The following is a 24,878-nucleotide window of genomic DNA, read 5'->3' as shown; positions in this document are numbered from 1 at the left end:
TGGGGCGCAATCGCGATGCCGCAACGAAGGACCGCCTCCGCGCATCGCTTGGACGCGGCGCGGATGTCGGGTTTACGCGAAGCCGGAGGCGCCCGCTCACATCGAGCCTTGCCGAGCCTCCCCGACAGCGCCTAGCATACGGGCGATGAAGATCGGCTCACAACCCCGCCTCGGCGGCCGCAGCTATCTGGACGGGCAGTGCCTCATCGCGATGCCCGGGATGGCCGACACGCGCTTCAGCCGCAGCGTCGTCTATGTCTGCGCCCACTCCGAGGATGGCGCCATGGGCATCATCGTGAACAAGCCGGCCGGCGACACCAAGTTTCCGGATCTGCTCGTTCAGCTCGATGTCATTCCGTCCGAGGAGATCATCCGGCTGCCGAGCAGCGCCGAGCGCATGCAGGTCCTGCGCGGCGGCCCGRTCGAGACCAAGCGCGGCTTCGTGCTGCATACGGCGGATTTCTTCCTCGAATCGGCAACGCTGCCGATCGACGACGGCATCTGCCTGACGGCGACGCTCGATATCCTCAGAGCTATCGCCATCGGTAGCGGACCGGAAAATGCCGTCCTCGCTCTCGGCTATGCCGGCTGGGCCGCTGGACAGCTCGAGGCGGAGATCCAGTCGAATGGCTGGCTACACTGCCCGGCCGATCCCGGCTTACTGTTCGACGAGAGCATCGAGACGAAATATCAGCGGGCGCTCAACAAGCTCGGGATCGAACCTGCATTCCTCTCCCGTGATGCCGGCCACGCCTGAGCTGCCAGCTCCGGTCATTCCGGGGCTTCGCGCCAGCCAAGGCCCCGCAACCCAAGAACACGGGCCAAGGGCCCATAACCCAAGGACAGGGCACTGATCCCGTTTCCTTTATGCTCGCCCTTGTGGCGAGCATCCGCGTGTTGAACACCGCTCTCGAAGAATGAAGACATGGTTGGTCGGGACAAAGCCGACCTTAACGGCGAGCGCCGTGTTCAGCCGTCTTGGGCCACTCGCCTTCCGCCGGCTCGATGGCTCGGCCGCCTACGCCATCTCTGTCGCCGCCGCAGCCGTCGCCCCCATCAGGCGCCGCGCCTCGGCCGCGGTCATCGGCTGGCCGAAGATGTAGCCCTGCGCATATTGGCAGCCGATCTGATAGAGCTCGATAGCATCGGACTCGCTCTCCGCGCCCTCGGCCACGACATCCATGCCGAGATCGGAGGCGAGCTGCACGATCGAGCGCAGGATCACCGGCGGGCGGCCATTACCCATCTGCCGCACGAAGCTCTGGTCGATCTTGATCGTGTCGAAGGGGAAGCGCTGCAGATAGGACAGCGAGGAATAGCCCGTCCCGAAATCATCGAGCGAGAGACCGGCGCCGAGGTCGCGGATGCGCTGCAGCATCTGCGCTGCATATTCCGGGTTTTCCATCACCAGGCTTTCGGTGATTTCGAGCTTGAGCGTGCCCGGCAGCACGCGCCGCCGCCCGAGAACGGTCTTCACATCGTGCAGCAGGTCGTGGCGCAGCAACTGCCGGCTGGAGACATTGACGCTGGCGAAGATCGGCGGGTCGACCTCCAGAGCCGCCTGCCAAGCCTCGAGCTCGCGCGCCGTCTTGTCCATGACATAGATGCCGAGATCGACGATCAGCCCGGTCTCCTCGGCGATGGCGAGGAAGTCCTGCGGCATCAGCCGCCCCTCGCGCGGGTGGTCCCAGCGCACAAGCGCCTCGAACCCGGCGATGGTGCGGTCCTCCAGCCGGACGATCGGCTGGTACATGACCTGGATCTCGTTGCGCTCGATCGCCCGCCGCAGGTCGCTCTCCAGCGCGAGCCTGTCGTTGCGGTCGGTCCGCATTGCCGGAACGAAGATCTCGATCTTGTTGCCGCCCTGGCGCTTGGCATGAGCCATGGCGAGCTCGGCGTTCTTCAGCGCATCGTCCTTGCGGGCGGCAGGCGAGGGGTCGAACAGGGCAAGCCCGATCGAGGGGGTCAGCACGATCTCCCGCTCGGCATAGGTGATCGGCGTCGAGACGGCCCGGCGCACGAGTTCGGCCAGTGCGAGGATGCGCTCGGGATCGCGCTCCGAGACCAGGATCATCGCGAAGGTGTCGCCGCCGATGCGCGCGAGCGTGTCCTGCGCCCTGAGCAGCCGGCCAAGGCGCCGTGCCAGCGTCAGCAGGATCGAGTCGCCGGCTGAGAAACCAACCGATTCATTGACCTGCTTGAAGCGGTCGACATCGATGACGAGTACGGTCGGGCGGATATTGTCGTCGGCACGGGTGAAGCCGAAGATCGCGCCCAGCCGGTCCTGGAACAGCTTGCGGTTGGGAAGCCCGGTCAGGTTGTCATGGACGGCGTCGTGCAGCAGGCGCTCCTGCGCCGTGCGCTGCTCGGTGACGTCGGAGAGCGTGCCGATGACGCGGATGACTTCGCCGTCCGAGCCGATGACGGGCCGCGCTTTGACGTTGAACCAGTGATAGGCGCCATTGGCGGAGCGCAGGCGCAGGTCGAGGTTGAGCTTGCCGCGGCGTTGCTCGAGCACGGCGTCGAGCGTGACGCGGTAGCGGTCACGGTCGGCGACATGCATGTGCTCCAGCCAGCGTGCGGCCGAGCCTTCGAGCGAGCCCTTCGGCAGGCCGAGCAGCGTCTCGATCTGCGGCGAGACGAAGACCTTGTCGGAGCTCACATCCCAGTCGAAGACGAGGTCGCCGGAGCCGGAAAGCGCCAGCGCCCGCCGCTCGGTGTCGGAGACGAGCCCCTGCGAGATCGCGCCGCCGGCGAAGGCGTGCTGGATCACGGTAAAGCCGATCAGCAGCACGATCAGCACGAGGCCGCCCAAGAGGGCAGGGGCCACGAGGTCGCGCTGGAACTGCCCGGTGACCGTGAAGCTCGCGGCGGTGACCCAGACAGCGAGCAGGAACCAGGTCGGGATCAGCATCACCGCCCGCTCGTAGCCATGCGTCGCCAGGTGCACGACCAGGATGAAGCCGATCGCCGCGACAGCCGCGATCGAGATGCGGGCGATGCCGGATGCCATCGGCGCGTCGAAGACGGCAAGGCCGATCAGGCCGGCAAGGCCGATGATCCAGATCGCCGTGACATGTCCATAGCGCACATGCCAGCGCGACAGGTTGAGATAGGCGAACAGGAAAACGAGCAGCGTCGCGGCAAGCACGACTTCCGCGCCCGCCCGGTAGATGCGCTCGATCGCTGGCGTGAGCGGGAAAAGGCGCTGGAAAAACCCGAAATCGAGGCCGGCATAGGCGAGGACCGCCCAGGCCAGCGCCGCCGCGGCCGGGAAGATCACCGCGCCTTTGACCACGAAGATGATGGTCAGGAAGAGCGCAAGCAGGCCGGCGATGCCGATGATGATGCCCTTGTAGAGCGTGAGCCCGTTGGTCTTCTGGCGATAGGCTTCCGACTCGTAGAGATAGAGCTGCGGCAGGTTCGGAGACTTCAGCTCGGCCACGAAGGTCACAGTCGTGCCGGGGTCGAGCGTGATCAGGAAGACATCGGCGTCGGGGCTGGCTTCGCGGTCAGGCGAGAGGCCTTGGCTCGCCGTCACCGCCTCGATGCGCTTGTCGCCGAGGTCGGGCCAGACCACGCCGGAGCCGATCAGCCGGTGAAAGGGCGCGACCAGCAGCCGGTCGATCTGCTCATCGGAATCGTTCGTCAGCGCGAAGACGATCCAGTCCGGCCGGGCGCCCGATTCGCGCGCCCTGACCGCGATGCGGCGGACGATGCCATCCGGCCCCGGCGCTGTCGAGATCTGGATGACGTCGCCGTCCGACTTGTTGCGCTCGACGACATTGGTGAGATCGATCACCGGCACATCGACCGGGACGCGCACCGCATCGACGGCGCTGGCTGGCGTCACGGTCGCGAAACTGAACCACACGGCAAGGCCGGCGACGGCGAGGCCGATCCGGAGGATGCGCTCGGAAATGGACAAGCTGTGCTCGGCTATCAGGCGGGAGACAATCATTCGAACTTGAACGAAAATCCCTATTGGTCGCTCATGGCAAGGGCAAGGCAGAGGGTGGCTGTGGTCAACCGCTGCCGTCACGGCTTCGCTCCGGGCAACGCATCGCCCGAAAGCACCGCGTAGAGCAGATGGTCGGCCCAGACGCCGTTGATCTTGAGATAGGCCCGCGCCAGCCCCTCGTGCTGGAAACCGATCCGCTCCAGCAGCCGCCGCGACGGTTCGTTGTTCGGCAAGCAGGCGGCCTCGACCCGGTGCAGTGCAAGCTCGGAGAAGGCAAAGCGCACCGCGCCGCGCACGGCTTCGGCCATGTGCCCCTTGCCCGCATGGCGCTTGCCCATCCAGTAGCCGAGCGTGCAGGCCTGGGCGACGCCGCGGCGGATCAGGCCAAGGGTCAACCCGCCGAGCAGGATCTCGGTATGGGCTTCGAAGATGAATAGCGAATAAGCTTCGTCGCTGGCGATTTCGCGTGCCGCTCGCTTGGCGCGCAGCCGGAAGGAGGCCCGGGTCAGGTCGTCCTCGTTCCAGGTCGGCTCCCAGGGGGTCAGGAAGTCGCGGCTTTCGATCCGCAGCATGGCCCAGGCGGAGTAGTCGCTGGCCTGCGGCGCACGCAGATAGAGATTCGGCGTCCGTATCAACGGGCGGCTCGGCGGCTCGCTCGGGAAACGGAAGAGCGCCATCGCCGTTCAGTCCGCTGCCCGGGCAGCCTGACGCAGGCGCTTGGCCCCGGGAATACCGTGGATCGGGCCGATCGCCGCGATGGTCGGCTGGTGGCCGAGTAGCGAGCGGCCCGCAGCGCGCACATCCTCGAGCGTGACCGCGTCGAGACGGGCGGCAAGTTCCTCGCGCGGGATTGCCCGGCCGAAGATCAGCACCTGCCGCGCCATCTGCTCCAGCTTGCCGCCAGGGCTTTCGAGCGAGGCGAGCAGCCCCACCTTCATCTGCGCGCGGGCTCGCGCCACCTCGACCTCGCTGACATCCTCCGCCGCCTGGCGCAGGCAGCCGAGCGCAACTTCGATCAGCTCGTTCGCATCCTCCGGCGCGGTGCCGGCGCCGATGCCGAAGACGCCGCAATCGGAGAAGGGCCAGTGGAAGGCATCGATCGCATAGGCCAGGCCGCGCTGCTCGCGCACTTCCTGGAACAGGCGCGATGACAGCCCGCCGCCCAGCACCGAGGCGAAGATCTGCAAAGCGTAATGCGCGCCGCCGGCAAAGGACTTGCCGGGCAGGCCGAGCACGAGATGGACCTGCTCCTCGTCGCTGCCGATCCTGGCTTCCCCGCCTCGATATGCGCCGGCCTCGCGTTCGGGCACCTCCGCGGGCTGCGCCGGCAGATTCGATAGATGCTCGCGAGCAAGCGCCACCAGTTCGTCATGACCGACGGCGCCGGACGCGGCGAGCACCATATTGCCGGCATGGTAGTTGCGGGCGAGATAGGCGCGGATCGCATCCGGCGTGAAGCTTTGCACTGTCGCGGCCGTGCCGAGGATCGGCCGGCCGATCGGCTGGTCGGGGAAGGCCGCCTGTAGGAAGCGGTCATAGACCAGGTCGTCCGGCGTGTCCTGAACGGCAGAGATCTCCTGCAGGATCACACCCTTCTCGCGTTTCAGCTCCTCCTCGGTGAGGGCCGGTGAGGTGACGATGTCGGCGAGGATGTCGACGGCAAGAGCGAGATCGGTGCCGAGGACGCGGGCGGTGTAGCAGGTGTATTCGACGGATGTCGCGGCGTTGAGATCGCCGCCGACGCCCTCGATCTCCTCGGCGATCTCGCGGGCATTGCGCCGCGCCGTGCCCTTGAACGCCATGTGTTCGAGCAGATGGGCGAGGCCGTGCTCATGCGGCAGCTCGTCGCGTGAGCCTGCTCCGATCCAGATACCGAGCGAGACGGTCGCGGCATGGTCCATGCGCTGCGAGACGATGCGCAGGCCCGAGGGCAGGGTGGTCAGCTGGACATCGGGGTCATGTGCGCCTTCTTTCCGCGCGGGCGCGGCGAGTTCGACGGTCTCGACCGGGGGCGTCGCGCTCACGCTGCCGCTCCCCGAACGGCGCGCGCATGCTCGCGCACGAAGGTTTCGACCTTGCCGAGATCGTTCGGCAGCAGCGTCACCCGCTCCTTGCGCTCCATCAGATCGGAGAGATGGGCGGGCAGCTCCGGCTCGACGCCGCTCGCGGCCTTCACGGCGGCCGGGAACTTGGCGGGATGGGCAGTGCCGAGCACGATCATCGGCGTCGCCGGATCGCGCTTGAGCGCCAGACGCGCGGCGCCGACGCCGATCGCGGTGTGCGGATCGAGCAGATAGCCGGCCTCGGTCCAGCTCTTCCTGATCTCGGCGGCGACCTCCTCCTCGCTTTGGGAGGCGGCATCGAACTCGCTGCGGATGCGCTGGAGCGGTCCGTCCGCGATCTCGAAGCGGCCGGATTGCTGCAGCGACTGCATCAGCCGGCGCACGGCTGCGCCGTCGCGGTCATGCGCTTCGAACAGCAGCCGCTCGAAATTGGACGAGATCTGGATGTCCATCGAGGGCGAGGTCGTCGCCGCCACGCCGCGCATCTCGTAGACGCCCGTTTCCAGCGTCCGCGCCAGGATGTCGTTGCTGTTCGTCGCGATGGTCAGCCGCTCGATGGGCAGGCCCATCTGCTTGGCGACCCAGCCGGCGAGGATGTCGCCGAAATTGCCAGTCGGGACCGTGAAGGAGACCTTGCGCTCCGGCCCGCCCAGCGAGACGGCCGAGGTGAAGTAATAGACCACCTGAGCGGCGATGCGGGCCCAGTTGATCGAGTTGACGCCCGAGAGCCCGATCTCGTCGCGGAAGGCGTGATGGTTGAACATCGCCTTCACGAGGTTCTGGCAGTCGTCGAAGGTGCCTTCGACCGCGATGGCATGGACGTTCGGCGCGTCGACCGTCGTCATCTGCCGGCGCTGCACATCGGAGACGCGGCCCTGCGGATAGAGGATGAAGACATCGACGCTCTTCAACCCCTTGAAGGCGTCGATGGCCGCGCCGCCGGTGTCGCCGGACGTCGCGCCGACGATGGTGGCGCGCTGGCCGCGCTGGCCCAGCACATGATCCATCAGCCGGCCGAGCAATTGCATCGCGACGTCCTTGAAGGCGAGCGTCGGGCCGTGGAAGAGTTCCAGTACGAAGAGGTTGTCGCCGATCTGCGTCAGCGGGCAGACGGCCGGATGGCGGAAGCCGGCATAGGCCTGATGGATCATGCCGGAGAGCGCGCCGCTCTCGATGTCGCCGTCGGTCAGCGCGCCGAGCACGCGTTCGGCCACGGCCGTATAGGGCTTCCCGGCGAAGCCGGCGATCTCCGTTTTCGTGAGCGCCGGCCAGGCTTGCGGCAGATAGAGGCCGCCGTCGCGGGCGAGCCCGGTCAGCAGCGCGTCGGAAAAGCTCAGCGCCGGGGCTTCACCCCGGGTGGAAACATGCAGCACGATCTTGGCCTCGGTGATCTCAGCTTGATGCTATAGGCCGGTCCGGCGGTTTCGGCAAAACCTGAACGACATCAGGTCGGTGCGGACCCTTTCCGCGCCTGCCAGGCATAGGCGGCGAAGACGCCGAGCAATGTCAGCGCCAGGCCGAACCAGGTCAGGGCGTATTGCAGGTGATTGTCGGGGATGCGGTCGATGAGCTCGCGCACATCCACCCCTGCCGGCGGCCTCATGCCGTCGCCTTCGCGCTCGGCTTCCAGATAGAACGGCGCCGGCGGCAAGCCGAGGGACGCGGCGATCGCCGCGGGGTCGCGCGTGTAGAATTCGCGGATCGCCGGCAGGTCTTCCGGCGTGAAGCTGTTGCGGGTTTCGGGCGCCCGCAGGAAGCCCGTGACGGTGTCCGATCCGCTCGCCGGCCCGATCTGGCCCATGCGGCTTTCCGGCACGAAGCCGCGATTGACCAGAATGATGCCGCCATCCGCGAGCCTGAAACCCTGGAACACCCAGCGGCCGAAGCCGGAGAGCTGCCGCGAGCCGGGCGGCCCGGCGGCAATCGTGGTGCGGACTCCGGCGATCGGCCCGTCGACATAGGTGCCCTTCGCGGCGACGCGGGTGAGATCGAGCGCCGCTGCATCGAGCTTGGCCCATTCGGCGCTCGGCGGAATCGCGCCGGGCGCTCCGGCGGCTTGTGCCTGCAGGCGCTCGATATAGGCGTGCTTCTCCTGCATGCGCTGGAGTTGCCAGGTTCCGAGCATGCAGAGGATCGCCGTTCCGATGATCGTCAGGACGGTCGGCAGGAGCAGCCCGGGTTTCCGGTCGCTTGCGGTTTGCGCGGTCACTTCGCCCGCCTGCCTTCCTCGGCTTTGTTGGCGTATTGCAGCGCGACTGCCAGCCCCTTCATCGGCCTGAGCAGGGCAAGGCAGATGACCAGTGCCAGCGGCAGCCACATCATGAGGTGCAGCCAGATCGGCGGTTCATAGGCGATCTCGACATAGAGCGCCGCTCCCAGAACAATGAAGCCGGCGATCAGCATGATGAAGACGGCAGGGCCGTCGGCCGAGTCGGCGAATTTATAGTCGAGGCCGCAGGCGCTGCAGCGCGGCTTCAGCTTGAGGAAGCCGTCGAACAGCGCCCCCTCGCCGCAGCGTGGACAGCGGCCCGCCAGCCCCGTCGAGTAGGGCGAGGGAGGTGTGGGTTCAGAACCGGCCATCATAGCCTCCGAAGCGCGAAAGGCGGCCTCGCGGCCGCCTTTCGTCAGACGAGAACCGCGAGGGCGCGGTACGGCGCGTGATCAATGCGCGGCGGCTGCGTGCGCGCCGGCGCCCCAGACATAGATCGAGGCGAACAGGAACAGCCAGACCACGTCGACGAAGTGCCAGTACCAGGCGGCGAATTCGAAGCCGAGATGCTGCTGCGGCTTGAAGTGGCCGAGATAGGACCGGTAGAGGCACACGGCCAGGAAGATCGTGCCGATGATGACATGCGCGCCGTGGAAGCCGGTCGCCATGAAGAACGTGGCGCCGTAGATGTTGCCCTTGAAGGCGAAAGTGGCGTGCGAATACTCGTAAGCCTGGCACAGCGTGAACAGCACGCCGAGGATCACGGTGAGCCACAGGCCCTGCTTCAGGCCGGCGCGATCATTGTTGATCAGCGCATAATGCGCCCAGGTCACCGTGGTGCCCGAGGTCAGCAGGATCAGGGTGTTGAGGAGCGGCAGGTGCCAGGGATCGAAGGTCTCGATGCCCTTCGGGGGCCAGACGCCGCCGGTGAAGTCGTAGCGGAGATAATTGATCGTCTCGCCCGAGAACAGGCTGGCGTCGAAATAGGCCCAGAACCAGGCGACGAAGAACATCACCTCGGAGGCGATGAACATGATCATGCCGTAGCGGTGATGGAGCTGGACGACGCGGGTGTGGTGGCCTTCCTTCTCGGCCTCGCGGATCACGTCCATCCACCAAGCGAGCATGGTGTAGAGCACGCCGAGCAGGCCGGCGCCGAACACGAGCGGGCCGATATGCATGCCGCCGACCGGCAGCGCCTTCATCCACATCACGGCGCCGATCGCCATGATCGTCGCGCTCGCGGCGCCGACGAGCGGCCACGGGCTCGGATCGACGAGGTGGTAGTCGTGGTGCTTCGTATGGGCCCCGGCCATCGTATTCAGTCTCCGCGTACGACGTCTTGTCCGCGCTTTTGCTCTAGCGCGTTCTACAGTTTCGAATTGCCCGCGTCACCCTTGACGGAGCCAGCCTTGTCCTCGGCGACGGGCTGGCCCGACTTCGAGGCGAAATAGGTATAGGACAATGTGATGGCGTGGACGCCGTCGAGTTCGCGATTCCCAGCGATTTCGGGGTCGATATAGAACACCACCGGTGCCTCGAAGCTCTCGCCGGGCTTCAGCGTATGCTCGGTAAAGCAGAAGCACTGGATTTTGACGAAATAGGCGGCCGCCTTGTCCGGCGCGATATTGTAGGTCGCGATGCCGGTCACAGTGCGGTCCGAGCGATTCGTCATCTTGTAGAACACGGTCTGGGTCGCGCCGACCTGGACTTTGATCTCCGGGCTCTCCGCTTCGAACTTCCAGCCGAGCCCCGGCGCGACATTGGCGTCGAAGCGCACCGACATCGTCCGGTCGAGGATCTTGCCGGCACCGGCCGTGCCGACCTTCGGCGTGCCGCCGAAGCCGGTGACCTTGCAGAACAGATCATAGAGCGGCACCGCCGCGAAGGACGCACCAAGCATGCCGAAAGCGACGCCGACGCAGACCAGTGCGGTGCGCGCCGGGTTGCCCTTGGGTTTCTGCGGGACGGGATTCGCCATCACAGCGGCCGGTTCAGGATGGCGGGGCCGGTCTTCACCAGCGTCACCACGAAGAAGAAGATCACGAGCCCGCCGAGCACCAGCGCGAGCGCGATCGAGCGGCGGCGGCGGCGCGCCATATCCTCGGGCGAGAACGGTGCCGGTGCCGGCTTCTGGGGGTGTTGCTCGCTCATCCGATGACCTTCGGCAGGGCCCACATCAGGCCAAAACCGTTCTCGACCAGCAGCACGGCGAAGAGCAGGAAGAGATAGACGATCGAAAAGCCGAACAGGGACCAGCAGGCCTTGACGGCAGCCTGACCTTCCGTACGGCGCCAGACCTGGATCGCGAGCCAGACCATCGCGAGCCCGGTGGTCACCGAGACGATCAGGTAGATCAGGCCGCCGAAGCCCATCAGCGCCGGCAGCACGGCGACAGGGGCCATGATCAGCGAATAGAGCACGATCTGCCGCCGGGTCGCGGCGGGGCCGGCGACATTCGGCATCATCGGGATGCCCGCCCGCGCGTAATCCTCTGACTTGACCAGCGCCAGCGCCCAGAAATGCGGCGGCGTCCACAGGAAGATGATCGCGAACAGCACCAGCGAGTGCCAGCCGAAATTGCCGGTCACCACGGCCTCGCCGATCATCGGCGGGAAAGCGCCGGCGGCGCCGCCGATGACGATGTTTTGCGGCGTCCACCGCTTCAGCCACATCGAGTAGACGACGGCATAGAAGAAGATGGTGAAGGCCAGCATGCAGGCTGCGAGCGCATTCGCGATTAGGCCGAGCACCAGCACGGATCCGACCGACAGCGTCAGGCCGAAGGCGAGCGCTTCGGAGGGCTGAATCCGGCCCGCCGGAATGGGGCGCTTGGCCGTGCGGCTCATCAGCGCGTCGATGTCGGCGTCGTACCACATGTTGAGGCAGCCCGACGCGCCCGCGCCGACAGCAATCGCCAGCAGCGCGGCGAAGCCGAGGACGGGGTGCACGGAGCCCGGGGCCGTCGCCATACCGGTCAGCGCCGTCACCACGACGAGCGACATCACCCGCGGCTTCAGCAGCGCGAAGAAGTCGCGCGCCTCGCCGGTGGAGGTGGTCAGGCCGTCGGTGCGGGTTTCGAACGCAGCAGACATCAGTCGGATCGTCTTCGTACTCTTGTGAACGGCGCCCGTGGGCGCAGGGTGTTCGCGGCTGTTGTGATGCCGCCCGTCTCCGGAACGCCTCGCAAGGCGCTCGGGGGAGGGGCGGCGGCGGACCGTGGGGTCCGCCGCCATTTGTCTCAGTGGTCCGAGCCGGTGATGCGCGGCAGCGTCTCGAACTGGTGGAAGGGCGGCGGCGAGGACAGCGTCCACTCCAGCGTCGTTGCGCCTTCGCCCCACGGATTGTCGCCGGCGAGCTGCTTGCGGCTGAAGGCGACGACGATGCCGTAGAGCCAGATCAGCAGGCCGAAGGCGAAGATGTAGGAGCCGATCGACGACCAGAAATGCCAGCCCGCGAAGGCATCGGGATAGTCGACATAGTGACGCGGCATGCCGGCGAGGCCGAGGAAGTGCTGCGGGAAGAACAGCAGGTTCGCGCCGATGAAGGCGACCCAGAAGTGCAGGCGGCCGATCCAGTCCGGCATCACATAGCCGCTCATCTTCGGGAACCAGTAGTAGAAGCCCGCGAAGATGCCGAACACGGCGCCGAGCGACAGCACGTAGTGGAAGTGGGCCACGACGTAATAGGTCGCGTGCAGCGAGCGGTCGACGCCGGCATTGGCCAGCACCACGCCGGTGACGCCGCCGACGGTGAACAGGAAGATGAAGCCCATCGCCCAGACCATCGGCGCGGTGAAGCGGATCGAGCCGCCCCACATCGTCGCGATCCAGGAGAAGATCTTGATGCCCGTCGGCACCGCGATGACCATCGTCGCGAACACGAAGTAGCGCTGCGTGTTGAGCGAAAGGCCGGCGGTGTACATGTGGTGCGCCCACACGATGAAGCCGACCACGCCGATCGCGACCATGGCGTAGGCCATGCCGAGATAGCCGAAGATCGGCTTCTTCGAGAAGGTCGAGATGATGTGGCTGACGATGCCGAAGGCCGGCAGGATCATGATGTAGACTTCGGGGTGGCCGAAGAACCAGAACAGGTGCTGGTACAGGATCGGATCGCCGCCGCCGGCCGGATCATAGAAGGTTGTGCCGAAGTTGCGGTCCGTCAGCAGCATGGTGATCGCACCGGCGAGGACCGGCAGCGAGAGCAGCAGCAGGAAGGCGGTGACCAGCACGCCCCACGCGAACAGCGGCATCTTGTGCATGGTCATGCCAGGCGCGCGCATGTTCAGGATCGTGGTGATGAAGTTTATCGCGCCGAGGATCGAGGCGGCGCCTGCAAGGTGCAGCGACAGGATGCCGAAATCGACGGAGGGGCCGGGGTGGCCGGCGGTCGAGAACGGCGGATAGACCGTCCAGCCCGTGCCGACGCCATGCGCGCCCGGGGCGCCTTCCATGAACATCGAGATGATCATCAGCACGAAGGCTGCGACGGTGAGCCAGAACGAGATGTTGTTCATGCGCGGGAAGGCCATGTCCGGCGCGCCGATCATCAGCGGTACGAACCAGTTGCCGAAGCCGCCGATGACCGCGGGCATGACCATGAAGAAGATCATGATCAGGCCGTGGCCGGTGACGAACACGTTGTAGCTCTGGCCGTTCGCGAAGATCTGCACGCCGGGATACATCAGCTCGATACGCATCATGATCGAGAGGAAGCCGCCGACGAGGCCCGCGATGATCGAGAAGATCAGGTAGAGCGTGCCGATGTCTTTGTGGTTGGTCGACAGAAGCCACCGGCGCCACCCGGTCGGGTGGTCGTGATGGGCCTCGTCATGGCCGTGAGCGTGCTGAGCCGCTGTTGCCATCGTGTTGTCTCCTCGGCGAATTACTTGGACGCGGCGGCGAGCTTGCTGCCCGCATCCTCGGCATTGGCGAACTTCTGCTTCGCTTCGGCGAGCCAGGCGGCGTAGCGCTCCTGGCTGACGACGCGGAAGGCGATCGGCATGTAGGCGTGGTTCTGGCCGCAGATGAACGAGCACTGGCCGTAATAGATGCCTTCGCGCTCGGCCTTGAACCAGGTTTCGTTCAGGCGGCCGGGGATCGCGTCGATCTTGATGCCGAAGGACGGCACCGTGAACTTGTGGATGACGTCGGCGCCGGTGACCTGGACGCGGACGATTTTGCCGACCGGCACGATCGCTTCGTTGTCGACGGCGAGCAAGCGCGGGGCCTCGGCCTCGGCGATCTTCTTGCTGGCGATCGCCTCGGCGCGCTGCTTCTCGTCCAGCATCAGCGAGTCGAAGCCGAAGGCGCCGTTGTCCTGCGCGTATTCATAGGACCAGTACCACTGCTTGCCGGTGACCTTCAGGGTCAGGTCGGCCTGCGGCACCTCGAGCTGCAGCTTCAGCAGCCGGAAGGAGGGAATCGCGATGACGACGAGAATCAGGACCGGGATCACCGTCCAGCACACTTCGAGCAGGGCGTTGTGCGTTGTCTTGGAGGGGACCGGATTCGCCTTCTCGTTGAAGCGGAAGACGACATAGATCAGCAGCGCCAGCACGAAGAGCGTGACCACGCCGATGATGATGTTCAGCCAGTCATGAAACCAGTGGATGAACTCGGCGACGGGGGTCGCTGCGCCCTGCAGGTTCATCTGCCAGGGGGAAGGCATGCCGGTGCCGGCGACGGCCGGGACGGTCGCCAGCGCGGCGACGGCAAGGGCCGTGACGGCCGCGGTTGCAAAGGTCCTGCTCAGAAATCGCATCGATCCGACATGCTCCTCAATCGACCTGCATGGGAACCGACCGGCTTTGCCCCACGCACGAAGGGGCGACCGCGAAGGTCGCCTCGTTCTTCGGCATTGCGATAAATCAAAGATCACGCTTGCGCCAGTGGGGCAATGACACGGTCCATCATCATCTGTGCGGCATAATCGCGCGAGGCCTTGACGGAACCGCGCCCGCACCCGCGTGCACGCCTTGACAGGGCCGGGTCTGCATGGTCCCAACGCATTTTATGTGAACAGCCGCGGGATTCTCTGGCGCGGTCGGCGTTTTGCCTGAATCTTGCGCTTCTTCTGCGGTTTCTGGACGGGTTTCGAAGGATGGCAGGGATGAAGAGGATCATCGGGGCGGCAGGCGCCTTGGCGCTGGCGCTCATGGGGACGAGCCTCTACGCCGGCTCCGCGCTCGCGCAGGGTGCGGTGCGTTCCACACATGGCGATTGGCAGATGCGCTGCGAGGTGCCGCCCGGCGCCAAGGCGGAGCAATGCGCGCTGGTCCAGAACGTCGCGGCCGAGGATCGGCCGAATCTGACGCTCCTCGTCATCGTGCTGAAGACTGCCGATCAGAAGAGCCGGCTCCTGCGTGTCGTCGCGCCGCTCGGCGTGCTGCTGCCGTCGGGCCTCGGCCTCAAGATTGACGACAAGGACATCGGGCGCGCCGGTTTCGTGCGCTGTCTGACGACCGGTTGCGTCGCCGAGGTCGTCATGGACGACAACCTGCTTGGCCAGCTCAAGGGCGGCAAGAGCGCGACATTCATTGTATTCCAGACGCCGGAGGAGGGGGTGGGCGTGCCTGTCTCGCTCAACGGCTTCGGCCCCGGCGTGGAGGCGCTGCCTTGATCGACCAGACTTTGACTGCGGGCCGCTGGCTCGCCCTGCCGCTGCTTTGCCTGGGCCTCGCCGGGTGCGGCTCCTCCTCATCGTCGTCAGGCGGCAGCACGGCGCTCAACATGCTGATGTTCCAGTCCACGAAGCCGCCGGTGCCTGACCAGCTGCCGAAGGAAGAGGACCGCAATGACACCGTCTGCCCGGAGGTGATCATCGCCGATGGCGGCGCCGCCATCCGCGCCCAGGCCGGCCAGGACAGCAGCGGTCTGCGCTACCAGGTTTCGATCACGAATGTCGCGCGCGAATGCACGCCGACCGGCAATGGCGGCTTCCGTCTCAAGGTCGGTGTCGAGGGCCGTGTGCTCCTTGGCCCGGCGGGGAGCCCGGGCAGCTACGGCGCGACCTTGAGCACGACGGTGACGCGCGGCACGACGACGGTTGCGCGCCGCAGCTCGCGCGTCGGCGGCACGATCCCGTCGGGCCAGAGCGGTGTCGATTTCTCCTTCGTCGAGGACGGCATCGTCGTGCCGGCCGGCAAGGGCGATGTCGAGATCATCGTCGGTCTGGGCCAGGGCGGCGCTGCCGCTCCGGCGCGCCATCGCCGCCGCTAAAGGCCGATTTGCCGTGAAAGAAGGCGCCGCCCGGATTGACTGGGCCGGCGCCTCCTGTATCTCTGCCCTAGCCGCATATCCCCGCGGAAGAGACCGGGCCTGATCCGTCAGGGCCGGCGCCGAAGGCGCAACCGCCCCGGAAACGCTCAGGCAAAAGGACCGCTGGGGACTTGGCGCTCTGGAAAGCGGTGGACAGCGATGTCCGCCCACCGACGGGTGTAACTCGTCCGGCCTGACGGCTGGCGGGGAAATCTCTCAGGTCCCAAGACAGAGGGGGCGCGTTCCGGACGATTCCGTCCGGAGCCTGCGCTCGATTCTGGGAGGGGCATGCCATGGCTGCCGAGGCTCTTGAGGCCACAACCGACACCGCCAGCGCGCCCGCGCCGCTGAAGACGCCGCTTTATTCCCGCCATGTCGCGCTCGGCGCCCGCATTGTGCCCTTCGCCGGCTACGACATGCCGGTGCAGTATCCGTCGGGCATCCTGACCGAGCACAACTGGACACGCGAGAAGGCCGGGCTCTTCGACGTCTCGCATATGGGCCAGGCTTTCCTGATCGGGCCTGACCACGAGACGACGGCGAAGGCGCTGGAAGCGCTGATTCCCGCCGATATCGTCAATCTCGCTCCCGGCAAGCAGCGCTATTCGCAGCTCCTCAACGATGACGGCGGCATCCTTGACGATCTGATGGTGACGCGCTCGATCGATCCCGATGAGGACGGCGCGCTTTATCTGGTCGTCAACGCCGCCTGCAAGGACGCTGACTACGCCCATATCGAGGCGCGCCTGCCGGCCAATGTGAAGCTGGTCCGCGCCGAACATCGCGGCCTGATCGCGCTTCAAGGCCCGGGCGCGGAAGCCGCGCTCGCGAAAATCGCGCCGGAAGCCGCCGAGATCGGCTTCATGACCTCGCGCACCATGAAGGTCGCCGGCATAAAGGCCAATGTCAGCCGCTCCGGCTATACCGGTGAGGATGGCTACGAGATCTCCGCCGCCGCGACCAAGATCGGCGAGATCTGGGACACGCTGCTGCTCGACGCCAGCGTCAAGCCGATCGGCTTGGGCGCCCGCGATTCGCTGCGGCTTGAAGCCGGCTTGTGCCTCTATGGCCACGACATCGACACCACGACGTCCCCGATCGAGGCCGCGCTGAACTGGTCGATCCAGAAGCGCCGTCGCGAGGAGGGCGGCTTCCCCGGCGCCGCGCGCATCCAGCGCGAGCTGGCTGAGGGCGTCTCGCGCATCCGCGTCGGCCTCAAGCCGGAAGGTCGTGCCCCGGCTCGCGAGGGCACGGAGATCGCGACGCTGGAGGGTGAGGTGATCGGAACCGTAACCTCGGGCGGCTTCGGTCCGACGCTGAACGGCCCCTGCGCCATGGGCTACGTCGCCAAGGCCCATTCTGCGCCCGGCACCAAGCTCAACCTCATCGTGCGCGGCAAGCCGCTGCCGGCGGTGGTGGCACCGATGCCTTTCGTGCCCAACGGCTACAAGCGCTGATCTGATTTTCGATTTTTCGCCAGGAGGAAACCATGGCCGAGACCCGCTACAGCAAGGACCACGAATATATCCGCATCGACGGCGATGTCGGCACCGTCGGCATCTCCGACTACGCCCAGTCGCAGCTCGGCGACGTCGTCTTCGTCGAGCTCCCGGCCCTCGGCAAGGCGCTGGCCAAGGGCGGCGAGGCCGCGGTGGTCGAGAGCGTCAAGGCCGCTTCCGAGGTCTACGCCCCGGTTTCCGGTGAGGTTGTCGAGGTCAATGCCGAGCTCGAAGCGGCGCCGGGCGCTGTTAACGAGGACCCGGCCGGCAAGGGCTGGTTCCTCAAGATCAAGATCAAGGACGCGGCCGAGCTCGACGGGCTGATGAACGAGGCCGAGTACCAGAACTACGTCAAGACGCTCTGAGTACGAGCGCCATGTCATTCTCGGGCGGCGCGAAGCGGCGACCCGAGAATCTCGTGACGAGAAGATGCTGGTTGAAGAGATGCTCGGGTCAAGCCCGAGCATGACGTCGTTGAAAACCGCGCAGAGCACAATAGGAACCCCCATGCGCTATCTCCCGCTCACCGATACCGACCGCGAGGACATGCTCGCGCGGATCGGCGTCTCCGACATCGACGCGCTGTTCAGCGACGTGCCGGCCGGCAAGCTGCTCAAGGCCCCGGTAGACCTGCCCCGCGCCAAGGGCGAGCTCGAGGTCGAGCGCATCCTCGGCAAGATGGCGGGCAAGAACACCGCCGCCTCGGCCGTGCCCTTCTTCGTCGGCGCCGGCGCCTACAAGCACCATGTCCCGGCGACGGTGGATCACCTGATCCAGCGCTCGGAATTCCTGACCAGCTACACGCCCTATCAGCCCGAGATCGCGCAGGGCACGCTGCAATATCTCTTCGAGTTCCAGACCCAGGTCGCTGCGCTGACCGGCATGGAGGTTGCCAACGCCTCGATGTATGACGGCTCGACCGGCACCGGCGAGGCCGTGCTGATGGCGCATCGCGTCACCAAGCGCCGCAAGGCCGTGCTCTCCGGCGGCCTGCACCCGCACTACACGGCGGTGGTCGAGACCCTCTCCGAGATGGCCAATGACGAGGTCGTGGTGCTCAAGCCCGACGTCTCCGCCAATGAGGACATCCTCTCCCAGATCGACGACAGCGTCTCCTGCGTTGTCGTCCAGTCGCCGGACGTGTTCGGCAATCTGCGCGACCTCAAGCCGATCGCCGAGAAGGCCCATGCGCATGGCGCCCTGCTGATCGCGGTCTTCACCGAGGTCGTCTCGCTCGGCGCGGTCGTGCCTCCTGGCGCGCAGGATGCCGACATCGTCGTCGGTGAGGGCCAGTCGATCGGCAATGCGCTGAATTTCGGCGGCCCCTATGTCGGCCTCTTCGCCGCCAAGTCGAAATATATCCGCCAGATGCCGGGCCGGCTCTGCGGCGAGACGGTCGATTCGACCGGCCAGCGCGGTTTCGTGCTGACGCTCTCGACCCGCGAGCAGCATATCCGCAGGGACAAGGCGACCTCGAATATCTGCACCAATTCCGGCCTCTGCGTGCTGGCCTTCACCATCCACATGACGCTGCTGGGCCAGACCGGTCTCGCCCGTCTCGCCGAAGTCAACCACGCCAATGCGGTGAAGCTCGCCGACCTGCTGGCGGGTGTGGAGGGCGTCACCGTTCTCAACGAGAGCTTCTTCAACGAGTTCACGGTGAAGCTGAAGAAGCCGGCCGCCGAGGTCGTCGAGGTTCTCGCGGCCAAGGGCATCCTGGCTGGCGTCCCCGTCTCGAGGCTCCTGCCCGGGGCCGGGCTGGACGACCTGCTGATCATCGCCTCCACCGAGGTGAATACCGATGAAGACCGGGCGGCCCTCGTGGCGGCGCTCGTGGAGGTGCTGTGATGCTGAACCGTCAGGGACGTCCCACCCAGGCCGGCGAGGCCTCGCACCAAGAGCACCTTACCTTCACCGGCAACAAGGCTCTCCAGCAGATCGAGCCGCTGATCTTCGAGATCGGCCATCATGAGGCGACCGGCGTCGACATCGACAAGCCGGCCCCGTTCAAGTCGCGGCTGGGCAAGCATGCCCGCCAGGGCGAGATCGGCCTTCCCGGCCTCTCCGAGCCCGAGACGATGCGCCACTTTGTGCGTCTCAGCCAGAAGAACTACGGTATCGACACCGGGCTCTTCCCGCTCGGCTCCTGCACGATGAAGCACAATGCCCGCCTCAACGAGAAGGTGGCGCGGCTGCCGGGCTTCTCCGACGTGCATCCCCTGCAGCCGACCTCGACGGTGCCCGGCGCACTCGAGCTGATGCTTGAACTTTCCCGCTACCTGATGACGCTGACCGGCATGCCGGCGGTGGCGCTCTCGCCCAAGGCCGGCGCCCATGGCGAGGCCTGCGGCATGATGGCGATCAAGGCCGCGATCGCGGCGAAGGGCGAGGGCGCGACCCGCAATGTCGTGCTCGTCCCCGAATCGGCCCATGGCACCAACCCGGCGACTGCGGCCCTGATCGGTTTCTCGGTGAAGGCGGTTCCCGCCCGTCCCGACGGCACCGTCGCGGTCGAGGACGTCAAGGCCCTGCTCGGGCCGGACATCGCCGCGATCATGCTGACCAACCCGAACACCTGCGGCATCTTCGAGCCTGAGATCGTCGAGATCGCTGCGGCGATGCATGAGGCAGGCGCCTATTTCTACTGCGACGGTGCCAACTTCAACGCGATCGTCGGCAAGGCCCGTCCCGGCGATCTCGGCGTCGACGCCATGCACATCAACCTGCACAAGACCTTCTCGACGCCTCATGGCGGCGGCGGTCCCGGCGCCGGCCCGGTCGTGCTCTCCGAGCGTCTGGCGCCCTTCGCGCCCGTGCCCTTCATCCATGTCGAGAACAACAAGCCGCATCTGATCGAGACGCGCGGGGAAGCGCCGGCCGGCAACAAGCCCTTCGGCCGGATGACCGCCTTCCACGGCCAGATGGGCATGTATGTCCGCGCGCTCGCCTATATGCTCAGCCACGGCTCGGACGGCATGCGCCAGGCTTCGGAGGATGCGGTGCTGAACGCGAACTACATCCGCGCCGGCCTCGCCGATTTGATGTCGCTGCCCTTCCCGGACCACCCGTCGATGCATGAGGTGCTGTTCGACGACGAGTGGCTGAAGGGTTCGGGCGTTTCGACCCTCGATTTCGCCAAGGCGATGATCGACGAGGGCTACCACCCGATGACGGTCTATTTCCCGCTCGTCGTGCACGGCGCCATGCTGATCGAGCCGACCGAGTCGGAATCGAAGGCTGCGCTCGATCTCTTCATCGCCACACTGCGCGATCTCGCCATGGCGGCCAAGGGCAACGACAAGGAGCGCTTCACCAGCGCACCGCATCACGCTCCGATCCGCCGCCTCGACGAGACCCGCGCCGCCCGCCAGCCCGTGCTGAAATGGGAGAAGCCGGCGCCGGTCAAGGAAGCCGCCGAGTAGGCGCTTCATCCGTCCTGACGATATTCGTCAGCATGGTGAAGGGCGCTGCTCGCTTCTTAAGCCTTCCTTGACTATGTCGCGGAATGATCCCCCGGTGCCGCTCTGTGCGGCCCGGGGGTTTTCATGTCTATGCGTCCCTCCATCCTCGCTGCGGCGGCCGCGCTTCTGCTGGCCTCGACGGCGATCGTGCGTGCGAACGAGCCGAGCTACGGCCCGAACACCTACGACCGCACGCTCGAGGCGTTGATTGCCCATGAGGATGTCGCCAATCGCGGCGGCTGGCCCAAAGTGCCCGGCAGCGCCAGCGCCCTGAAGCCGGATTCGCAAGGTGCTGATGTCGTCGCTCTCAAGCAGCGCCTGCTCGCCAGCGGCGATCTCGCGCCCGAGGCCGTGGCGGGCGACACCTACGATGCCAACGTGACCGAGGCCGTGAAGCGCTTCCAGCGCCGCCACGGCCTGTCGGATCTCGGGACGGTCGGGCGCCTCACGCTCAAGGCGATGAACACGCCTGTCGAGGCGCGCCTGAACCAACTCACCGCGACGCTGGAGCGGCTCAAGGGCAACGGCTTCAACTTCGCCAGCCGCTATGTCGTGGTGAACATCCCCGGCGCCAGCGTCGAGGCGGTCGAGAACGGTACGGTCGCCCAGCGCCATCTCGCCATCGTCGGCCGCCCGGACCGGCCTTCGCCGGTTATTCAGGCCAACATCACCTCGGTCAACCTGAACCCGTACTGGACGGTGCCGATGTCGATCGTGAAGGCCGACGTCATCCCGCATATGCGCAAGGATCCGGGCTTCATCGCCAAGTCGAACATGAAACTGCTCGGAGCCGAGAACAAGGAAATCGACCCGAAGAGCGTCAACTGGGCGGGCCTGACCAATCCCTATTTCTACGTGCGTCAGGAGCCCGGGCCGACCAATTCGCTCGGCCAGCTCAAGATAGACATGCCGAATGGCGACGCTGTCTACATGCATGACACGCCGAAGAAGACGCTGTTCCGCAACGACGTGCGCTTCAACTCCTCCGGCTGCGCCCGCATCGAGGGTGTGCGCGATCTCGCCGCCTGGCTGCTGGAAGGCTCGGAATGGACCCGGCAGGGGATCGAGGACGAGATCGCCAAGGGCGAGCGCAAGAACATCCCGCTCAAGAAGTCGGTGCCGGTCGCCTGGGTCTATTTGACCGGCTGGCAGGGGGCGGACGGGCAGGTCCAGTTCCGCGACGACATCTATGGGCTCGACACGCCGCAGGGCATCGTCACCTCGACGATTCAGCCACGCAAGCCGAAGCCGAAGGTGGCGTCAGAGCCGCCGGCGCGGCCGGCGGTGGCGCCCGTGACGGCGGCGCGCAACGCCCCGGCTCCGGCGGCGACCGCGAGCAACTGAAGGCGGCACCTGCCGTCATTCTTCGGCGAAGCGAAGGAGAAGACCCGAGAATCTCGGGCCGGAACAGGCGCGAGAGCCTCCTTCGGCATGAGATGCTCGGGGCTAGCGCGAGCATGACGCTCGATCTTCGTTGATCCCTGAACGAAAAACGCCGCGCTCCTCGCGAGCGCGGCGTCAGATCTTATCCAATCAACCGAAGCTCAGTTGAGTTTGGCCTTGACCTCGTTGAGTCCAGCAGCGAAGGCGGCGTCACTGGCCTTGCCGGCCATCTGGCCGCGCAGGATGGTCTCGGCCGCCTTGGTGGCAGCCTCCGCAGCCGCGGCGCGAACCTCGGCCTCGGCCTGGCTCTCGGCCTGTGCGATTTTCTCCTCCGCGGACTTCGTGCGGCGGGCGACGAAATCGGCGAGCTTGGCCTCGGCTTCCGCTGCGAGGCGCTTGGCCTCTTCATTGGCGGAAGAGACGATCTCGGCAGCCTCGGCCTCGGCGGCCTTGCGCTTCGCGTCGTACTCGGCGAGCAGCTTCTCGGCCTCCTGACGCAGGCGGCGGGCTTCCGCCAGCTCCTGCGCGACCTTCTCGCCGCGCGCGTCGAGTGCCTTCACGATCATGCCCGGCACGCCGAACTTGACGAGAATGGCGAGGAAGATGACGAGCGCGACGCCGACCCAGAAAGTATCCATCTGATCTCTCCTCAGCCGCGCGTCAGGGCCTGGTCGACAGCCGCCGACGCCTCGCTGGCGCTGGGAGCCTGTCCGGTGAGCTTGGTGACGATGGCGACAGCGATGTCGCCGCCGAGATCGCGCACATTGCTCATGGCATTGACCTTGGTCTTGGCGATGGTTGCCTCGGCCTGGGCAAGCTTGGCAGCAAGCTCCGCCTCGGTAGCGTGGCGCTGGGCCTCGCTAGCCTTCGCGCCCGTCTCGCGCGCCGTCTGGGCGATGCCCTGGGCGTTCTTGCGAGCTTCGCCGAGAGCCTTTTCATAGGCCTGCGCCATGTCCTCGGCCTTGGCCTGCATCTGGGTGGCCTGGTCGAGATCGCGGCCGATCGTCTCGGCGCGCTCTTCCAGGATGGAGCCGAGGCGCGGCAGCGCGACCTTGGACATCAGCCAGTAGAGAGCCGCGAAGGTGATGGCGAGCCAGAACAGGTTGCTCGCGAAGTGAGCCGGGTCGAAGGGCGGGAAAGACGCCTTCTCGCCGCTCAGGCCGTGTTGCTGCTCGGCAGCCTGCGCCGCGCCAGCCAGCAGAGTGGCGAACGAGGCGACAGCCACCGGCCATCCTTGTCCGACGAACCCTGAAGATCGAACCGGCATGGGGTGCCTTTCAGCGCAGAGAAAAGGAAGCGCCGCGCACGTGGCCGAAGCAGGGCCGGCGCGCGCGACGGGAACGCGATCGACGTGAAGCGTCAGACCACGAAGAGCAGGACGAGCGCGACGACGAACGCGAAGATGCCCAGACCTTCGGCGAGCGCCGCACCGATGAAGGCGCGCGGGAACTGGCCGTCAGCAGCCGACGGGTTGCGCAGGGCGCCCGAGAGGAAGTTGCCGAAGATGGTGCCGACGCCGATGGCGGCGAGGCCCATGCCGAGCGAAGCGAGACCAGCGCCGATGAACTTGGCTGCAACAGGATCCATGATGTTTCTCCAGTGTGGAAGGCTAAAGGGCGGGTTGAACTTTTGCGAGCGCGGCTTGGGCTCAGTGGCCGGGGTGCAGCGCGTCGTTGAGATAGACGCAGGTCAGGATCGCGAAGACATAGGCCTGCAGGGCCGCGACGAGGACCTCAAGCGCGGTGAGCGCAACTGCCAGCAGCAGCGGCAGCGGCGCGATGGCGTAGCTGAGCACGGCGCCCGAGCCGAGCAGCGCGACGACGAAGCCGCCGAAGACCTTGAGGGCGATGTGGCCGGCGAGCATGTTGCCGAACAGACGAAGCGAGAGCGAAACCGGCCGCGACAGGAAGGAGACCGCCTCGATCAGCACCATGAAGGGCAGCAGCCAGCCGGGCACGCCCGACGGCACGAAGAGGCCGAAGAAATGGGTGCCGTGCTTCACGACGCCGTAGATCACCACGATGCTGATGACGAGCAGCGCCAGGGCGGCGGTGACGATGATCTGGCTGGTGACGGTGAAGGAGCCGGGCAGCAGGCCGAGCAGGTTGCTCGCCAGCACGAAGGTGAACAGCGAGAACACGAAGGGGAAGAACTTCAGCCCCTCCTTGCCCATGACGCCGGTCATGGTCGAGGCGACGAACTCATACATCATCTCGGCGAGCGACTGCAGGCGGCCGGGAACGACCGCGCGCTGGCTCGAGCCGTAGATCATGATCGCGGAGACGACGGCGAGCACGATCACCATCCACAGCGAGGTGTTGGTGAAGGACAGGTCGAGGCCAAACGGCTTCAGCTCCACGATCGGGTTGATGTGGAATTGGTGGATCGGATCGATTCCGCCGCCAGCCGCCATGGTTCTGTCCCTCGTCGCGCGGCTTTGCGGGCCGCCTCTTCGGTCAATCTCTCTTCGGATCGCCGTTCGACCGTGAGGTCGGGCGCGAACCGAGCCGATAGACGGATCTGAAGCCCGCGATGGTTCCGATCGCCATGAAGGCAATCAGCAGGAACGGGGACGTTCCAAGCCACCGGTCGCCGAGGTACCCGATCAGGGCGCCCGCGATGATGCCGCCTGCGAGATCCGTCGCGGCGCGAAAGCCTGAGGACATCGCGCCCGCGAGGGCCTTGTCCTCTCCAGCCGGGCTCGCGCCCGGCTTTTCGTTCTCTTCCGCCCGTTTGATCGCGGACTTCAGGGAACCCAGTCTTGCGCGCAACTCCGAGTCTGAGGCGTTTGGGTCGGGTTCGGACATGGTCTTGGCCTCCGTCTTGACCGCGTTTACGCCGCGATCCAGCGAAAAACCACTATAACCACGACCAAACCCGCGCATCGAGCCGTCGTCAGCACGGCCTCCTTTATTGACAGCCCCCGGCGCTGTCAAGGCACGTGGATAACACCTAACATATTGGAATATTTAGAAATTCGGGCTAAGTGCGACATTCTTGCCGCAATGCGGTGCCGATTGTGGCATTTTTTCAGCCGGGA

25 protein-coding genes and 1 riboswitch are annotated in these 24,878 nt (G+C 66.2%); of the genes, 8 read left to right on the top strand and 17 right to left on the bottom strand.

Annotated features, from left to right (window positions below; genetic code table 11):
- The first annotated feature begins 145 nt into the window (after positions 1–145).
- Positions 146–757, top strand: coding sequence for a YqgE/AlgH family protein (locus AC1DDA_RS05595; protein ID WP_476794958.1), 612 nt, complete (start codon positions 146–148; stop codon positions 755–757).
- 261 nt (positions 758–1,018) lie between these two features.
- On the opposite strand, the gene AC1DDA_RS05590 is transcribed toward AC1DDA_RS05595, so the two are convergent.
- The 12 genes from AC1DDA_RS05590 to coxB all read right to left on the bottom strand — a co-directional run bounded on the left by AC1DDA_RS05590 (position 1,019) and on the right by coxB (position 13,999).
- Positions 1,019–3,961: an EAL domain-containing protein gene (locus AC1DDA_RS05590; RefSeq protein WP_476794957.1), complete on the bottom strand. Its 2,943-nt coding sequence runs from the start codon at positions 3,959–3,961 to the stop codon at positions 1,019–1,021.
- A 77-nt stretch (positions 3,962–4,038) separates the two neighbouring features.
- Entirely contained in the window at positions 4,039–4,638 is a 600-nt protein-coding gene (locus AC1DDA_RS05585; protein ID WP_441510898.1) for a GNAT family N-acetyltransferase, read from the bottom strand.
- A 6-nt stretch (positions 4,639–4,644) separates the two neighbouring features.
- A complete protein-coding gene (locus AC1DDA_RS05580; protein WP_476795130.1) occupies positions 4,645–5,904 on the bottom strand; it encodes a M16 family metallopeptidase in 1,260 nt (419 codons plus the stop codon).
- Between the two features lie 77 nt (positions 5,905–5,981).
- Positions 5,982–7,397, bottom strand: a complete 1,416-nt coding sequence (gene thrC, locus AC1DDA_RS05575; RefSeq protein ID WP_441510899.1) for a threonine synthase — start codon at positions 7,395–7,397, stop codon at positions 5,982–5,984.
- 71 nt (positions 7,398–7,468) lie between these two features.
- The gene (locus AC1DDA_RS05570; RefSeq protein WP_476794956.1) at positions 7,469–8,233 is read right to left on the bottom strand and encodes an SURF1 family protein; all 765 of its coding nucleotides are present in this window, start codon (positions 8,231–8,233) and stop codon (positions 7,469–7,471) included.
- Complete coding sequence (locus AC1DDA_RS05565) at positions 8,230–8,604, bottom strand: DUF983 domain-containing protein (RefSeq protein ID WP_441510901.1); 375 nt, start codon at positions 8,602–8,604, stop codon at positions 8,230–8,232. The genes AC1DDA_RS05570 and AC1DDA_RS05565 overlap by 4 nt, the downstream gene beginning before the upstream one ends.
- A gap of 81 nt (positions 8,605–8,685) precedes the next feature.
- The gene (locus AC1DDA_RS05560; RefSeq protein WP_441510902.1) at positions 8,686–9,549 is read right to left on the bottom strand and encodes a cytochrome c oxidase subunit 3; all 864 of its coding nucleotides are present in this window, start codon (positions 9,547–9,549) and stop codon (positions 8,686–8,688) included.
- Positions 9,550–9,602: 53 nt separating this feature from the next.
- Entirely contained in the window at positions 9,603–10,214 is a 612-nt protein-coding gene (locus AC1DDA_RS05555; RefSeq protein ID WP_441510903.1) for a cytochrome c oxidase assembly protein, read from the bottom strand.
- A complete protein-coding gene (locus tag AC1DDA_RS05550; RefSeq protein ID WP_441510904.1) occupies positions 10,214–10,387 on the bottom strand; it encodes a hypothetical protein in 174 nt (57 codons plus the stop codon). Before AC1DDA_RS05550 ends, AC1DDA_RS05555 begins: the two co-directional genes overlap by 1 nt.
- Positions 10,384–11,328: a heme o synthase gene (locus AC1DDA_RS05545; RefSeq protein ID WP_476794955.1), complete on the bottom strand. Its 945-nt coding sequence runs from the start codon at positions 11,326–11,328 to the stop codon at positions 10,384–10,386. Before AC1DDA_RS05545 ends, AC1DDA_RS05550 begins: the two co-directional genes overlap by 4 nt.
- A gap of 146 nt (positions 11,329–11,474) precedes the next feature.
- On the bottom strand, positions 11,475–13,100 hold the full coding sequence (gene ctaD / locus AC1DDA_RS05540) for a cytochrome c oxidase subunit I (RefSeq protein WP_441510906.1): 1,626 nt from the start codon (positions 13,098–13,100) through the stop codon (positions 11,475–11,477).
- Between the two features lie 20 nt (positions 13,101–13,120).
- Positions 13,121–13,999 carry a cytochrome c oxidase subunit II gene (coxB, locus tag AC1DDA_RS05535; RefSeq protein WP_441510907.1) on the bottom strand — a complete coding sequence of 293 codons (879 nt, stop codon included), beginning with the start codon at positions 13,997–13,999 and terminating at the stop codon, positions 13,121–13,123.
- Positions 14,000–14,338: 339 nt separating this feature from the next.
- On the opposite strand from coxB, the gene AC1DDA_RS05530 reads away from it, so the two are divergent.
- The 7 genes from AC1DDA_RS05530 (at position 14,339) to AC1DDA_RS05500 (ending at position 21,799) form a co-directional block, all read left to right on the top strand.
- Positions 14,339–14,857, top strand: a complete 519-nt coding sequence (locus AC1DDA_RS05530; RefSeq protein WP_441510908.1) for an invasion associated locus B family protein — start codon at positions 14,339–14,341, stop codon at positions 14,855–14,857.
- Entirely contained in the window at positions 14,854–15,456 is a 603-nt protein-coding gene (locus AC1DDA_RS05525) for a hypothetical protein (protein WP_476794954.1), read from the top strand. The genes AC1DDA_RS05530 and AC1DDA_RS05525 overlap by 4 nt, the downstream gene beginning before the upstream one ends.
- Before the next feature lie 74 nt (positions 15,457–15,530).
- A riboswitch (glycine riboswitch) is annotated at positions 15,531–15,628 on the top strand.
- Positions 15,629–15,788: 160 nt separating this feature from the next.
- Positions 15,789–16,952, top strand: coding sequence for a glycine cleavage system aminomethyltransferase GcvT (gcvT, locus tag AC1DDA_RS05520; RefSeq protein ID WP_476794953.1), 1,164 nt, complete (start codon positions 15,789–15,791; stop codon positions 16,950–16,952).
- Between the two features lie 32 nt (positions 16,953–16,984).
- Positions 16,985–17,359 (top strand): glycine cleavage system protein GcvH, encoded by a 375-nt coding sequence (gene gcvH, locus AC1DDA_RS05515; protein ID WP_476794952.1) that lies wholly within the window; start codon positions 16,985–16,987, stop codon positions 17,357–17,359.
- A 142-nt stretch (positions 17,360–17,501) separates the two neighbouring features.
- Positions 17,502–18,842, top strand: a complete 1,341-nt coding sequence (gcvPA, locus tag AC1DDA_RS05510) for an aminomethyl-transferring glycine dehydrogenase subunit GcvPA (RefSeq protein ID WP_476794951.1) — start codon at positions 17,502–17,504, stop codon at positions 18,840–18,842.
- A complete protein-coding gene (gene gcvPB, locus AC1DDA_RS05505; protein WP_476794950.1) occupies positions 18,842–20,416 on the top strand; it encodes an aminomethyl-transferring glycine dehydrogenase subunit GcvPB in 1,575 nt (524 codons plus the stop codon). Before gcvPA ends, gcvPB begins: the two co-directional genes overlap by 1 nt.
- Positions 20,417–20,539: 123 nt before the next feature.
- Positions 20,540–21,799, top strand: a complete 1,260-nt coding sequence (locus AC1DDA_RS05500; protein ID WP_476794949.1) for a L,D-transpeptidase family protein — start codon at positions 20,540–20,542, stop codon at positions 21,797–21,799.
- Positions 21,800–21,999: 200 nt separating this feature from the next.
- On the opposite strand, the gene AC1DDA_RS05495 is transcribed toward AC1DDA_RS05500, so the two are convergent.
- The 5 genes from AC1DDA_RS05495 to AC1DDA_RS05475 form a co-directional block, all read right to left on the bottom strand.
- Positions 22,000–22,476: a F0F1 ATP synthase subunit B family protein gene (locus AC1DDA_RS05495; RefSeq protein WP_441510915.1), complete on the bottom strand. Its 477-nt coding sequence runs from the start codon at positions 22,474–22,476 to the stop codon at positions 22,000–22,002.
- Positions 22,477–22,487: 11 nt separating this feature from the next.
- A complete protein-coding gene (locus AC1DDA_RS05490; RefSeq protein ID WP_441510916.1) occupies positions 22,488–23,063 on the bottom strand; it encodes a F0F1 ATP synthase subunit B family protein in 576 nt (191 codons plus the stop codon).
- 134 nt (positions 23,064–23,197) lie between these two features.
- Positions 23,198–23,425: a F0F1 ATP synthase subunit C gene (locus AC1DDA_RS05485; RefSeq protein ID WP_038360954.1), complete on the bottom strand. Its 228-nt coding sequence runs from the start codon at positions 23,423–23,425 to the stop codon at positions 23,198–23,200.
- Between the two features lie 61 nt (positions 23,426–23,486).
- Complete coding sequence (locus AC1DDA_RS05480) at positions 23,487–24,251, bottom strand: F0F1 ATP synthase subunit A (protein ID WP_476794948.1); 765 nt, start codon at positions 24,249–24,251, stop codon at positions 23,487–23,489.
- A gap of 43 nt (positions 24,252–24,294) precedes the next feature.
- On the bottom strand, positions 24,295–24,645 hold the full coding sequence (locus AC1DDA_RS05475; RefSeq protein ID WP_476794947.1) for an AtpZ/AtpI family protein: 351 nt from the start codon (positions 24,643–24,645) through the stop codon (positions 24,295–24,297).
- Positions 24,646–24,878 lie beyond the last annotated feature (233 nt).

Source organism: Allobosea sp. 10N428, assembly GCF_056394545.1.
Note: the sequence above shows the minus strand (reverse complement) of the source record. Positions and strands in the feature narration are given on the sequence as shown.